The following is a 13611-nucleotide window of genomic DNA, read 5'->3' on the forward strand; positions in this document are numbered from 1 at the left end:
ACGGAAAGGACGAATACATGTCACAGATCGACCTGGTATGGGGCGAAGGGCCGAGCGTGCGTTATGAAAGTATCGCGGCCCGATTTCGGCCGATCTTTGCCGAAATCGGTGCCGGTGCGATCGAACGGGAGCTTCATCGCAAATTGCCGATCGACGAAATCGACAACCTCAAGCAGGCAGGCTTCGGCGCGGTGCGGCTGCCAGAGGCAGAAGGCGGCCTTGGCGCGAGCTTGCCTGAACTCTTCAACCTCCTGATCGAGCTCTCACAGGCTGATTCCAACATCACGCAGGCGCTGCGCGGTCACTTCGGTTTCGCGGAGGACATCGTCAACAAGCTGGCGGGTGCCGATCGCAGGCGATGGACGGAGCGCATAGCTAAGGGTGACATTGCCGGCAATGCATGGACCGAGATCGGCGGGGCCAAGCAGGACGCATTCTCGACGCATATTTCGCAAAAGGGTGGCAAGCTCGTTCTGAACGGTACCAAGTATTATACGACCGGATCGCTCTTTGCCGATTGGATCGATGTTGGCGCGACGGGATTGAATGGCGAGGGCATAACGGTTCAGGTCCGACGCAATGACCCGGGTGTAACGATCCTCGACGATTGGGATGGCGTCGGCCAAACGCTCACGGCAAGCGGGACAACGACGTTCAGGGATGCTGTTGTGTACCCAGATGATGTGGTCATCGACGACAACAAGTTTCGTTATGGCGCGGCCTTCTATCAGACGGTTCATCTTGCTACGCTCGCGGGCATTGGACGCGCGATAGCCGATGAGACTGCCCAAGCGGTCGCCGAGCGCACTCGAACTTACTCTAACGGTGCAGGCCCTCGCTCGAGCCAGGATCCCCAGATCCTTCAGGTTGTCGGACGCATTCGCAGCAATGCCTACAGCGCCACCGCGATCGTCCTGCAGGTGGCTCGCTCGATCGAGCGAGCATACCAGGCGCATTTTGCAGGTGAGGCTGAAGCCGAGGAACGCGCAAATGCGGTCGCAGAACTTGAAACCTCTCAAGCTCTAACGGTGGTGACCGATCTCATTCTGGAAGCCGCGACAATTGCTTTCGACAGTCTGGGAGCATCCGCGACGAAGAAGTCAGCAGCTCTCGATCGTCATTGGCGCAACGCGCGCACATTGTCCTCTCACAATCCACGGATCTACAAGGACAGAATTGTTGGTGATTATGCTGTCAATGGCACACCTCCGCCTTATCAGTGGCGTATAGGTCTCGCAGCGCCAGACCCGTCGCAACCATCCTGAAGGATGTGCCCGATCATCCAGAGGCCTTGCGGCGTGACCTTAATGCGGCCGTGCTTCAGCTTCGCGAGACCCTTTACGCTGTTGCCCAGTCAACGGCCTCGATTGACAGCGGCTCACGTGAAGTGAGTCAAAGTGCCGATGACCTTTCAAGGCGGACTGAGCAGCAGGCAGCATCGCTTGAGGAAACCGCAGCAGCGCTCGATGAGATCACGGTCAACGTATCAAATTCCTCCAAACGCGCCGACGAGGCTCGTGTCGTAGCGGTGCAGGCAAATGAAAGTGCTGCACGATCAGGCCAGGTTGTTGCCAATGCGGTCGAGGCCATGAGTCGTATCGAGCAATCGTCCAGCCAGATTTCCAACATTATTGGCGTTATCGACGAGATCGCGTTTCAAACCAATTTGCTGGCCCTGAACGCGGGCGTCGAGGCGGCCCGCGCCGGTGAAGCCGGAAAAGGCTTCGCGGTGGTGGCCCAGGAAGTTCGTGAACTGGCGCAACGATCGGCGCAGGCGGCCAAGGAAATCAAGGGCCTCATCCGCAATTCGACAACCGAGGTTGAAAGCGGCGTCAAGCTTGTGCGTGATACGGGCGAGGTGCTCAACGCCATCGAGCAGGACGTTATCACCATCAACCGGCACATGGATGCCATCGCGACATCGGCGCGTGAGCAATCGGTTGGCTTGGCGGAAGTGAACACAGCCGTCAATCAAATGGATCAGGTGACGCAGCAAAATGCTGCCATGGTTGAGGAAACCAATGCTGCTGGTGCCACTCTGGCGACTGAGGCTAGCCGTCTGAAGGAACTTATTGCCCAGTTCAACCTTGGTGACTCCGGCCGTCAGTTGCCCCAAGGCAACTCGTTTCGCGAGGCTTCAGCTGCCACGAGAGCGCCAGTGCCGCAAAGTCGCGACCACCGCTCGGTTGCATTAGCGGCCCGCAGGCGGGTCGGATGATTTCCTAGCCATGGCGAATCCGTGGAACCACAAAGGTTCCTCGGATTGGTCATTGTATTTCGTAGGCTGAGGTCAAAATAAGAACAGTTCAGTTCAAAATTCCGTGCCACGATTGAAGGCATGGTGAATGTCATATTATCCGCCAAAGTCTTCGAGGGAACCGTTCTCCCGGTTGGCAACGGCGAGGTAGCCTATCGATAAAGTTTTGAAAGTCCAAGGATATATCCCATGGTTAGGCCAACCATATTTCCCGTCCGTAACCAAGAGCCCACCAATGCCACGAACCTCTCTCAAGAGGCGATTGATGACACTGCAAAGGTGGCACTAGAACTGCAACGCGACAACGTCTCTCGCATTGCCAACTATCTGGAAGCGCTTAATGCTCGACTGCACGTTCTGAAAAATGGATATCCCCCGATCGCGGCAATTGGTGAAAACGGCTGATTCCCAATATATCTCCCCTACAATTGGGGGGTGTCCCTGCGGCCAGTTGATGAGGAACTGCAGGACCGGCGTTCGCTCCGGCAATTTGTTCTGATTTGAAGACGAGTCAAGAGCGCTTCATTCAGCTGCCGGATATGCAAAAGGGTGTTAAAAGGGCGAACGCGGACGAAGATTTCGACGGTCTTCCGTTCGATTTTGGTCGGGCATGTCGTCGAAAAGGTCGGATAGCGTATGAATGCGGCCACCCCCGGCGCGCGCTAGCTCAAAGATCATAGTGAGGCACCGGTGGGCTTGTGACCCAACTGAAACAACAACATCGGCTACCCGCTAGCGAGACGGATTATTACCTATGATCGACATGGGTGGTGCCACTCAGTCGGCGAGTGGATCCACGGAGGGGGCCGTTTAAGATTTCTGGCCACTTGTGGGAGAGCTGCTTTAATCAATTGCCAGACGAACGCAGGTGCCAATATTTGGTGTTGTGATTTCAAGACGCATGCCGTGAAGCCTCGCAATTGCCGAAACGAGACTCAGCCCCAGTCCGTTACCAGGGGCATGCCGGCTTTTTTCAGCCCTGTAGAAGCGGCGGAGGACGGCGTCGGCGTCTTCCGCGCGGATCCCTATGCCTGTATCCTCGACAATGACTGTTGCAACATGCCCGTCTCCTTCAACGCGGACGATTGCACGCCCGCCCCTTGGCGTGAACTTGATCGCATTATCGATCAGGTTGGCAATCGCTTCGAAGATCAGGCTGGGGTCGCCTGGGATGACAGCAGGCTCGTCGGTGCTGGAGGCATATGCGAGGATGACACCGCATTCTTCGGCCGCGGGCTCGAAGAAGTCGACGGCATCGCGCGCGATCGCTTTCAGATCGATTTCGACGAAGCCCGACCTTCTCAGGCCATCTTCCACCTCAGAGATGCGCAGAAGCGCACCGAACGTCTTGAGAATACCACGAATCTCCTCAAGCGCTTCATCGACATAGCCGTGATATTCGTCGACGCTGGTGGCGCGCCGGCGTGCGCGTTCAAGACTACCCAGGAGGCGTGTGAGCGGAGTGCGCATGTCGTGGGCGATGTTGTCGCAAACGCCCTTCACCTCCTGCATCAAACGCTCGATCTCGTCGAGCATTTCGTTGACGACATTGGCGAGACGATCGATGTCGCCTCCGGCACGGCCCGTCGGCAGCCGCTGTTTGAGGTCGCCCTTCATGATTTGCGCGGCGGCATCGGACATTGCGTCTAGCCTGCGAACCGCGCCGAAGCCGATGGCGATGGCGCCTGCAAGCCCGAGTAGCGCAGTCGTCAGCGACGCGAACAGCGTCGCGTTTTCGAGACGCTCCCGGAACTCGCGTTGCTCATGCAAGCTTTGGGCGACGAGGATGGCGGTGCCGTCAGCACGGCGATGCAACAATCCTCTGTAATGGTCTTTCTTTGCGGCGCTGTGGTCGGCGAAATCGAAGGGAATGTCAAAGACAGCTTGTTGCGGATAGGCGAGAGGGGCACCCGCGATGAGCTTGCCGTTCTGGTCGAAGAGTGAAAATGGACGCTCTGTGTTCGTCTGGTCCTTGCTGCGGAGTGACAGGCGCGAAACGATCGCGTCTGCGGGCAGGTTTTGCAGCGATTGCATCTCGCGTGTGAGCCATTCGTCGCTTCTCTGGTCGAGAAAGCCCTGCATCTGCCAGTCGACAAACAGAAATAGTGCGCTAGCAGCGGTGCCGAACACAAGCAGGAAGGCAAGCGCCAATCGGAAACCACTTGTCCTAAAGAGTTCAATTGGCCGCATCGAGAACATAACCTGAGCCACGAAGCGTTCGGATCAGCGGTGTAAGGCCGGGCAGATCCAGCTTCTTGCGAAGTTTGCTGATATGGACATCGATGACATTCGTCGCCTCACCGTAGCGATAGTGCCATACCTCTTCGAACATCATCGTGCGGGTGACGATTTGGCCGGAATGTCGGACCAGATACTCAAGCAACTGATATTCCCGTGGTAGAAGATCGATAGCGCTGCCGGCTCGGCTTGCGGTATGCGTCAGCAGATTGATTTCGAGATCGCCCACCCGCAAGACCGTTTCTTGCGTGGCGCTCGTGCGCCGGCGCATAAGCACATCCAGTCGCGCCGTCAATTCAAGCGCTTCGAACGGTTTTGTCAAATAGTCATCGCCGCCTGCCTTCAGGCCGCGGACCCTCTCGTCAACCGCTGAGAGAGCGCTCAAAATTAGAACGGGCGTCTCCACAGAGGCCGCGCGCAAAGCCGCCAACATACCAAGCCCGTCGAGCGCGCCGGGCAACATGCGGTCCAGAACGATAGCGTCGAATGTTCCCGAAATCGCCTTAACCAGTCCGTCTCGGCCGTCGAGCGATTGGGTGACGATGCAGCCGTGATCCACGAGTGCCGCCTCGATTTCTGATGCCGTGCCCAGGTCGTCCTCGACCACGAGTATCTTCGACATATTTCCTCCAAGAACGCTGACTAGATTCCGCGTATTATCTAGATAATCAATGTTGAATGTTCGTTCGCCTGAACATGAAATCAAATTCATCTTCGCGAACGCATGGAATGACGTGGTGTCTTCGACGAGGACTGAATGCGCCTGCTGGTAGTTGAAGATGATGACCGAAGTGCGACCTATCTGAAGCGCGGGCTTTGCGAATCCGGGCATGTCGTTGATGTTGCAAGCGAAGGTGAACTAGGCCTCGCGCTCGCGATGGAGTTGATCTACGATTGTCTCGTCGTCGATCGCTTGCTTCCCAAGCTTGACGGTATCGAGCTCGTAAAGCGCCTTCGCAAGATGAACGTCAATGTGCCTGTGATTATGGTCAGTGCGCTGGCCAGCTCCTCAGATCGCGTAGAGGGATTGCGCGCCGGCTGCGATGACTATTTGGCCAAACCCTTCTTCTTTTCGGAGCTTCTCGCCCGTATCGCGGCGATTACAAAGCACTTCGTAAGCGACGGACATGAGAACACCCTGGTCGTCGGCGACCTGTCGCTCGACATTCGCAGGCGGATCGCGCGCAGGAACGAACGCATCATCGATTTGCAGTTCAGGGAGTTCCTGCTCCTGCAAACTCTTATGCGCAATGCCGGCTCCGTCGTAACCCGCTCCATGTTGCTTGAGGCCGCCTGGGACTATGCATTCGACCCTCGTGGCAATATTGTCGACATGCATGTCCACCGCCTGCGCAAGAAGATTGATATGGGCGCAACGACAAGTATGATCACCACGGTTCCTGGCGCCGGATATCTCATCAAGCGATAGCCCCACCATCGGCGAAACATAAAAAATTTTTCATCCTGGCGCGAATTGGTAGCCACCTGCGATCCGTCAAATTCCAGGCAATGCGCGGCGAGCTTTGTGTTTCCGTGCAAACCCAAGCGCTTGATGGAGTATTGTCGTGAATCGATCCCCTTCAGGGTCAAACAGCTCAGGTAGATCGTTTTATATTCTGGGCATATGCGCTCTGGCGTTGGCCGGATCCGTTGCAACATATCTCGTTGATCGGCCTGAGCCTGGTTTGAGCAAAACCAGAGCACCAACACCCGAACGCGCTCCGGTGCCGGTGCAGACTGCCACTGCCGCAAAAAGAGATCTGCCTGTCGTGCGCAGCGGGCTCGGCATCGTCTCTCCCTTGACTGCGGTGGACGTAAAGGTCCGCGTCGATGGCCAGCTTCAGCATATAGCCTTCTCCGAAGGGCAGGATGTCAAAGCCGGAGACATTCTTGCGACGATCGATCCTCGTCCTTATGTGGCGGCCGTAGCGCAGGCTCAGGCAGACTATAATAAGGAGCTCGCCCAGCTGGAGCAGGCCAGGATCGATGAGGCAAGAGCGCAGAAGCTCACGACCACAGGCAGCGGTACGACCCAGGCGGCTCAGACTGCGGCCGCCCAAGTCAAAGTCATGGACGCTACGGCGGCGGCGGGAAAGGCGGTGCTCGATACCGCGAAACTCAATTTGGAATTTGCAACCGTCACCGCTCCGATCAGCGGCAGGGTGGGGCTGCGTCAGCAGCAGGAAGGCGGTATCGTCCGCGCGGCCGATGCGACCGGCGTCGTGACCGTCACGCAGATGCGCCCCATTGCGGTTGAATTCACGCTGACGCAGGATGATCTTCCCGACCTGATTGCCGGTCAGGCGAAGGGTCAGCTGAACGTCTCGGCATACAGCCGTGAAGGCGCCAGACATCTCGCTGATGGAAAACTGAGTGCGATAGACAGCCAAGTCGACTCTTCAACCGGCATGGTGAAGCTGAAGGCCGTGTTTGCAAATGACGAACTTGCGCTTTGGCCTGGAGAGCTGGTAACTGCAAACATAACGTTGCGCACTGATCCAGATTCGACTGTCGTGCCATCGTCCGCGATCCAAAACGGACAGACGGGACCATATGTCTTCATCGTAAAGCCGGGCAATAAGGTTTCCACGGCCTCCGTGACTACTGGAAATGCCTATTTGGGGTTCACCACAGTCACACAGGGGATCTCCATCGGCGAGACCGTCGTCACTTCGGGTCAATCCCGGCTCGCCGACGGAACCGTTGTCTCCACAAAAGGCTCCGATAGCAAAAAGCTGGCGGCGGCTGGCGAGGATGCGGTGCAATGAACCTTTCTCAGGTCTTTATCCAGCGCAGGGTCGGAACTTGCTTACTGGCCGCCGGGCTTCTGATTGTCGGCTCCATCGCTTATGGATTGCTGCCAATCGCCTCCCTGCCGCAGGTCGATTTTCCTACAATCCAGATTTCGAGCTCTCTTCCGGGCGCTAGCGCCGAGACCATGGCGATATCGGTCGCGACACCACTCGAAAACCAGCTGTCGACGATCTCGGGCGTGTCGCAAATGACGTCGACGAGTTCGTCTGGGCGAACCTCGATTACGATGCAATTTGACCTTAGCAGGGACATCAATGCCGCGGCGCAGGACGTCCAGGCCGCAATCAGCGCCGCCAGTGGTCAATTGCCAAAGGATCTGCCCGCCGCTCCCGACTTCCATAAGAGCAATCCGGCGGAAGCGACGATCCTTACATTGGCGCTTACATCCGACCGCATCCCGACGACTGAACTCGATCATTACGCGGAAGACATCATCGCACAGCAGGTGTCGCAAATGAATGGTGTGGGGCTGGTGGACTATCACGGCCCTCAGCGACCGGCGATCCGGATCCGGCTTGATCCAGACAAGGTTGCGGCGCGCGGGTTGACGCTGGAAGACATCCGAAGCGCGGTCGGCGTACAGACAGTCAATCAGCCCAAGGGGCAGCTTGCTGGCAACGGACGGACCACCGTTCTCGATGCGACCGACCAGATCATGGACGTCCCGGCCTTTCGTGAGATGGTTGTCGCCTATAAGAACGGTTCGCCCATTCGAGCGGCGGATCTGGGGACCGTGGAGTCTGCTCCCGAGGATGTCAATCAGGCAGCATGGCTGCAGGACACGCGATCGGTCATGCTGGATGTCCACAAAATGGCCGGTTCCAATGTGCTCGACACCATTGAGGGCATCAAGGCCAAGTTGCCGCAAATGGAGGCCGGGCTGCCTGCCGGCATCAAGCTGTCGGTTGTGGCTGATCGGTCGGGGATGATTCGATCTTCGGTCAACGACGTCAAGGTTACGATCTTGATTACCATCGGCCTCGTCGTGTTGGTGATCTTCGGCTTTCTACGGAATCTCTGGGCGACAGTCATTCCGGCGGCGACCATTCCGCTGTCTCTGATCGGCACCTTCGCCATCATGTATCTTGCCGGCTATAGTCTCGACAATCTCTCGCTGATGGGATTGACCATCGCGGTCGGCTTTGTCGTCGACGACGCGATCGTCGTCATCGAGAATGTGATGCGCCATGTCGAAGAGGGAAAATCCACCTTCGAAGCAGCTCTTCAAGGATCACAGGAGGTGGGCTTCACCATCGTGTCGATGACCGTCTCGCTTGTTGCCGTTTTCATTCCGATCCTTTTGATGGACGGGATTGTCGGGCGCCTTTTCCGTGAGTTCGCGATCACGATCAGCGTGGCAATCATGATATCGGGACTGGTATCGCTAACGGTTACCCCGATGATGTGTGCCTGGTTGATCAAGCATGATCACGGGCGGCCGCACGGGCTGCTCTTCCGTTGGTCGGAGGCATTTTTTGAGAAATGTGCGACGGGATATGGACGAGCACTCGATGTCGTCCTTCGCAACCGTATCGCCATTCTGGTCGTTGCGGTCGCCACGATGGCGGTGACGGGCTGGCTCTACGTTTCCATACAGAAGGGCTTTATTCCGCAGCAGGATACAGGCTGGATCCAAGGGCAGGCGCAAGCGGCAACGGACATATCTTTTGCAGATATGTCGGCCAAGATGCAGGAGCTTGCCCATATTGTCATGGTCGATTCGGCTGTCGACAACGTCGCTTATTGGATCAATCCCAGTCCGTCGGCCAGCGTCGGTCAGCTTCAGGTCAACCTGAAACCGATCGGCACGCGAAGCCCAGCGCCAGAAGTGCTCGCCCGTCTGCGAACCGCTACAGCCGGTCTGGAGGGTCTGACGGTCGGCCTGCAAGTTCGCCAGGACGTCCAGATCGGTGGACGCTCTTCAGCTTCGCAGTATCAATATACGCTTCAAGACCCTGACACGGCGGAGCTCGACAAATGGGCAGCGTCTATGACCAAGGCTCTGAAAGGTCTTCCTGAGATCCAGGATGTGATTTCCGACAAGCAGAAGGCAGCGACGAGCCTCAAGCTCGATATAGATCGCTCCACGGCATCCAGGTTGGGTGTGAGCGTGTCTCAGATCGATCAAACGCTCTATGACGCTTTCGGGCAGCGACAGATAGCTACAATGTATACGCAAGTCAGCCAATATCACGTCGTGATGGAACTTGCGCCACAGTTTGCGTTGTCGCCTGAGGCTCTGTCGCATCTCTATGTGAAGTCGACGATCTCTGGAAAGCTTGTTCCGCTGAGCATGCTCGGATCATTGAGGACCGGCGTGCTGCCGGTATCCATCAATCATCAGGGATCCATGCCGGCAACGACGATTTCTTTCAATCTGAGGCCGGGCAGTGCGCTTAGCGACGCGGTCACCGCTATCAAGGCGGCCGAGACGAGTGCGGGCATGCCGGCGACGGTGATCGGCACGTTCCAGGGAACTGCACAGGCCTTTCAGGATTCGTTGCGAAGCCAGCCGCGGCTTATCTTGGCCGCGGTTGTCGCTGTCTACATCGTGCTGGGCGTTCTTTACGAGAGCGCCATACATCCGCTCACGATCATTTCCACGCTTCCGTCAGCTGGTCTCGGCGCACTGCTGGCGCTGAAGCTTGCTAATTTGGATCTGTCCATCATGGGGATGATCGGGATCATCCTGTTGATCGGCATCGTCAAAAAGAACGCGATTATGATGATCGACTTCGCGCTCGATGCAGAACGCACGCAGCATCTGTCGCCATATGATGCCATTCGCCAGGCCTGCATGTTGCGGTTTCGGCCCATTATGATGACAACGCTTTCCGCCTTGTTCGGCGCCGTTCCTCTGGCTTTGGGAACTGGTCCAGGATCCGAATTGCGTGTTCCTCTCGGCATTGCGATCGTCGGCGGGCTGATTGTCTCTCAGGCGCTGACGTTGTTCACCACACCGGTCATCTATCTCGCATTCGACGGCTTGCGGGGCAGGGCGGTGAGGGAGCCATCGCATCTGCGGGCGGGTAATCGGCTCGCGCTCACGGTAATGCCGGACTAACCCGGTGGAAGCAGCTCATGTTGATTTCCACCGAGAACTGATGGAGTGGATGCCCCCTCCCGACGGCATCGCAATGTGCCAGAGTGATGTTCGCCAGAACGTCACTTAGAGGAGAGAGCATCCGTGCGCGCCAATCTCTCGCGCCCAAAAATGGCACGTGCTTCCTGCCTCCATAGCCACGGTACAAGGTGGAAGATCCTCAAAGAAGCTCTTTACCTCTTCGCGACGGAGCTTCTTGCCGAATGTCTTTCTGCCGGCGCTGTCAGCGCCATGCACTTGAAATACGTTTTTGGCCAGATCCAGACCAACGATAACTGTCTGCTTCAAAATATACTCCTTTAGTTGAGCGACAGCGCATTGTAACGTTTGCAGATTAAGCATCGATGAGAAGCCGGTGGAGCCCAGCAAGAATTATTCCAGATGCCGATTGTGAAGCGATGGTGTTCGCCAACATCATGGCGGCCAAAAATGCTCCTACAGCCATTATGCAACCGAATACAGTTGGTCGCCCGGCGGCCGTTATTGGGAAAATTCAAACGGATAGCTCTTTGCAACAAATTGGGTCGCCGGTTCGGATCCTTTCACATCATTATGGATCGATTTTGTTGATATAGGTTGTGATCTTTAAAAGGTGGCGCCTCATTCAAGCGCGAGACGATTGCTTTGCGCCTTCTTATCGGTGATAGCGCCCGTCCAAGCCTGGCTCGAAAGTGGATATCCAGTAGGCTCGCGTGGCAGCATGCGTGCACTGACAAGCGGAGTTGCCACCACAGTTCAGCGCGGTTTCGCAATCCGGTATCCCATTTCGCTTCAAGCCAAGGCGGGATGTGGCTCTAGAGAGGTTTGCCGGACCCGAAAGATGTCGGTCCGCTGTCCACGAACGACGTTGCGCACCAGCTTTCGACTATGTCCGGTTCTGCGCACGATCTCTTTGATGGATATGCCTTCACTGATGAAATGAAAGCGGCACCAGCTCGGAGCCGGGATCGAAGTGCTTCCTGGCGAAATCGCCGTCCTTTTGCACCAACGCGCAGCGACCGATCCTGACCTCAACCTTCAAGCTTCCCAAAGTAAGGGAGTTCCCTGGTATCAATCGGATCAGAAATGGACGGAGACAGTTTACCGGAATATGTTTAGCATCCATGGCAATTTTGGGTCGCATATGCGACGTGCTCGCGGTGCAAGTGTGTGTCAAATTTTCAGTAACGAAGGAATTTATAACATGAAAGACGTTTACCCTATTGAACGCCTTGCCTCAGGATATTACGGGTGATGCGGGATTGCTTATCGAGACTTGCCAGGACTGGATCGTTACCTGCCTCTCAAAGAATAATTCGACACCTTCACCATTTCCTTTAAAAGCCAATCTGCGGCGCTTGCCCGTATCGGCGAACTGATGATGTAAGATAACCTACGTGATTGCTTCCCCATTTCGAAGAGATTCCGACGCAACCCGGTGGCGCGAGGTTTACGGCGAGTGGACCTTGTCGACCACAACACCATCGGGAGTTCCATATTTCGACGCGCCCTGCGCAATATCGCAGGTCCAGTTTGATGAGAAAACACGCAAACGCCTTCTCGTAATCGAATTGCGACCGATACGAGGCCGAATTGTGGGTACGCTGCTGTTGCCCGCTGGTTTGTCTCGCACGCAGGGCGTCATGCTGCAGTTTGAAGAAAGTGCGCCGGGTCTACGTCGGCGGCTTCTCGCGCAATTCAAGGGTTGCCTTGTCGATCTCGATCTCGACGAGGCAACCGTTGCGAAACTGGCTTCGAGCCGCTGCCTGCACATTACCGCCAAGGCAGAGGCGGGCGGGGAGGTCAATTTTGCGATACCGCTCAATGGGTTGGCGACTGCACTGACCCGTGCGGGCTCGATCGGCAAACATTTTGGCTGATCGCGGGAGATACACCTTCTAATGAGGTTTTCGATTGTGTAGTCTCTGCATGTGTTCAGCCTTCGGCTTGTTTTATCCGCCGCACGACAGTCGACGGCAACGCGACATCGTCGATTACATGTCAGCTGAGATCTTCCCGCAGACAGTCATAAGAATGTCTCAGGAATTTGTCGCTTGCTACGAATCTTGCACGCCGGTCGCTTCCCTATTTGCAAGCCAGCACCTATGGCTTTTGTGCCATGCAATGCTTGCACATTATTTCCTCGGCGCGGGTTCCAGCCACGGCAGGCTGACGCGCGGTATCTTCGGAAGGCTCGCCGTCAGGCAGAATATCTGCAGCCGCAACACGGCGGTAAGCTTGTTTTATTATGCGATCGAGCGTGGCGCTTTGACGCCCCTTCTGGGGCTCGCAGACATAAGGCTCGAGGAAGCGGTGCCATCGCCCGTCATGCTGTCGCTATTGATAGCCTGGTATCGGACGCATTTCGAGGCCATGGACGTCATCGATGGAGGCGACCGGACGAAATGGCTGCTCGCCGATCCGGTTCAAAGACTTGCCCTCATTCAATTCGACGTGGCTTGCGCCTTGCTGTGTCAGCGAACCGCGCGAGCACCCGGATCGCCTTCTACAATTTTCAACTGGGTCGATTCAGATAGTCTGTTGTTGGACCATCTGATCGGAGGCGTCGACCCTGCGACAATTGGCAAGCGGGATAGGCACGTAACAACGGTCAGCTCGCTGACGTCTCTTGCGCATTCGGCAGGAATATCGCGCGCTCATACCAGCCGAAAAGTCTCCGCCGCTGAACGGTTAGGCGGGATTGGTTGGACCGGACGACGGGGGTTCTCGGAACTGTGGGTTTCGCAGAGCTTCTTTGAAGAATATGCTAGGCTGCAGGCACGTAAGATGCTCATCCTCGATCATGCGTGCGCGCGAGCTCGGTTGGGTGAACAACATCCGCCTTACAGACATCAGATGAACGGTACCCGATAGTTTGTAGCCTCGTTGCCGTTGCACATCTCTGCCTAAAGCGAAAGACGCAGGCGTCATGTTAGCAACAATCTGGTGGCGTGGATGTGCCTTCAATCGTCACGGAATTTGCGAGCAGCCACATGCCATCATGCTCGCTTTCGATGAGAATATACGACCTGCCGGACCTTGGCTGGCTGGTGAGAAATTCCTGTTTTAGCCTTACTTAACAAAGCATTGCCGCAGATGCGTCGGCTATCGAAAATAATTTTGCGATGCAGCATAACCGGTTATATCGATGGGGTTAACAAAGTATTGCAATCAGCCCCCGCCCGTAATTGATAGCGGTAGATTTCGAAACATCGGGAGC

Annotated in this window: 9 protein-coding genes and 3 pseudogenes; 8 read left to right on the top strand and 4 right to left on the bottom strand. The window is 56.3% G+C overall.

Annotated elements, in window-relative coordinates; translation table 11 throughout:
- Positions 1 to 17 precede the first annotated feature (17 nt).
- From AC13Q5_RS32220 to AC13Q5_RS32230, 3 genes and pseudogenes are all read left to right on the top strand, one after another.
- Positions 18 to 1265, top strand: a complete 1248-nt coding sequence (locus AC13Q5_RS32220) for an acyl-CoA dehydrogenase family protein (RefSeq protein ID WP_488504439.1) — start codon at positions 18 to 20, stop codon at positions 1263 to 1265.
- 20 nt (positions 1266 to 1285) lie between these two features.
- Positions 1286 to 2218: pseudogene (locus AC13Q5_RS32225) on the top strand (methyl-accepting chemotaxis protein); the annotation flags it as partial.
- A gap of 228 nt (positions 2219 to 2446) precedes the next feature.
- A complete protein-coding gene (locus AC13Q5_RS32230; RefSeq protein WP_488504440.1) occupies positions 2447 to 2662 on the top strand; it encodes a hypothetical protein in 216 nt (71 codons plus the stop codon).
- 438 nt (positions 2663 to 3100) lie between these two features.
- Here the strand turns inward: AC13Q5_RS32230 and AC13Q5_RS32235 are convergent, their stop codons facing one another.
- Together AC13Q5_RS32235 and AC13Q5_RS32240 are read right to left on the bottom strand one after the other, a co-directional pair.
- Complete coding sequence (locus AC13Q5_RS32235) at positions 3101 to 4447, bottom strand: sensor histidine kinase (RefSeq protein WP_488504441.1); 1347 nt, start codon at positions 4445 to 4447, stop codon at positions 3101 to 3103.
- Positions 4434 to 5117, bottom strand: coding sequence for a response regulator transcription factor (locus AC13Q5_RS32240; protein WP_488504442.1), 684 nt, complete (start codon positions 5115 to 5117; stop codon positions 4434 to 4436). Before AC13Q5_RS32240 ends, AC13Q5_RS32235 begins: the two co-directional genes overlap by 14 nt.
- A 135-nt stretch (positions 5118 to 5252) precedes the next feature.
- On the opposite strand from AC13Q5_RS32240, the gene AC13Q5_RS32245 reads away from it, so the two are divergent.
- The 3 genes from AC13Q5_RS32245 (at position 5253) to AC13Q5_RS32255 (ending at position 10373) form a co-directional block, all read left to right on the top strand.
- Entirely contained in the window at positions 5253 to 5924 is a 672-nt protein-coding gene (locus AC13Q5_RS32245; protein ID WP_488504443.1) for a response regulator transcription factor, read from the top strand.
- 256 nt (positions 5925 to 6180) lie between these two features.
- Entirely contained in the window at positions 6181 to 7263 is a 1083-nt protein-coding gene (locus tag AC13Q5_RS32250) for an efflux RND transporter periplasmic adaptor subunit (RefSeq protein WP_488504444.1), read from the top strand.
- Positions 7260 to 10373: an efflux RND transporter permease subunit gene (locus AC13Q5_RS32255; protein ID WP_488504445.1), complete on the top strand. Its 3114-nt coding sequence runs from the start codon at positions 7260 to 7262 to the stop codon at positions 10371 to 10373. Before AC13Q5_RS32250 ends, AC13Q5_RS32255 begins: the two co-directional genes overlap by 4 nt.
- Before the next feature lie 120 nt (positions 10374 to 10493).
- Here AC13Q5_RS32255 and AC13Q5_RS32260 read toward each other — a convergent pair.
- Both AC13Q5_RS32260 and AC13Q5_RS32265 read right to left on the bottom strand, forming a co-directional pair.
- A pseudogene (locus tag AC13Q5_RS32260) lies at positions 10494 to 10700 on the bottom strand (IS110 family transposase); the annotation flags it as partial.
- Between the two features lie 428 nt (positions 10701 to 11128).
- Positions 11129 to 11318 (bottom strand): annotated as a pseudogene (locus AC13Q5_RS32265) (ISL3 family transposase); the annotation flags it as partial.
- A gap of 539 nt (positions 11319 to 11857) precedes the next feature.
- On the opposite strand from AC13Q5_RS32265, the gene AC13Q5_RS32270 reads away from it, so the two are divergent.
- Both AC13Q5_RS32270 and AC13Q5_RS32275 read left to right on the top strand, forming a co-directional pair.
- The gene (locus AC13Q5_RS32270) at positions 11858 to 12271 is read left to right on the top strand and encodes an invasion associated locus B family protein (protein WP_488504446.1); all 414 of its coding nucleotides are present in this window, start codon (positions 11858 to 11860) and stop codon (positions 12269 to 12271) included.
- Positions 12272 to 12320: 49 nt separating this feature from the next.
- Entirely contained in the window at positions 12321 to 13265 is a 945-nt protein-coding gene (locus tag AC13Q5_RS32275) for a hypothetical protein (protein WP_488504447.1), read from the top strand.
- The last annotated feature ends 346 nt before the right edge of the window (positions 13266 to 13611 follow it).

The sequence above is a fragment of the Martinezella sp. CNPSo 3964 genome (assembly GCF_057784375.1).

Coding starts and splice junctions, on each gene's coding strand:
- AC13Q5_RS32240 (WP_488504442.1), bottom strand. CDS start 5,117: ATGTCGAAGATACTCGTGGTCGAGGACGACCTGGGCACGGCATCAGAA.
- AC13Q5_RS32245 (WP_488504443.1), top strand. CDS start 5,253: ATGCGCCTGCTGGTAGTTGAAGATGATGACCGAAGTGCGACCTATCTG.
- AC13Q5_RS32220 (WP_488504439.1), top strand. CDS start 18: ATGTCACAGATCGACCTGGTATGGGGCGAAGGGCCGAGCGTGCGTTAT.
- AC13Q5_RS32255 (WP_488504445.1), top strand. CDS start 7,260: ATGAACCTTTCTCAGGTCTTTATCCAGCGCAGGGTCGGAACTTGCTTA.
- AC13Q5_RS32275 (WP_488504447.1), top strand. CDS start 12,321: ATGTGTTCAGCCTTCGGCTTGTTTTATCCGCCGCACGACAGTCGACGG.
- AC13Q5_RS32230 (WP_488504440.1), top strand. CDS start 2,447: ATGGTTAGGCCAACCATATTTCCCGTCCGTAACCAAGAGCCCACCAAT.
- AC13Q5_RS32235 (WP_488504441.1), bottom strand. CDS start 4,447: ATGCGGCCAATTGAACTCTTTAGGACAAGTGGTTTCCGATTGGCGCTT.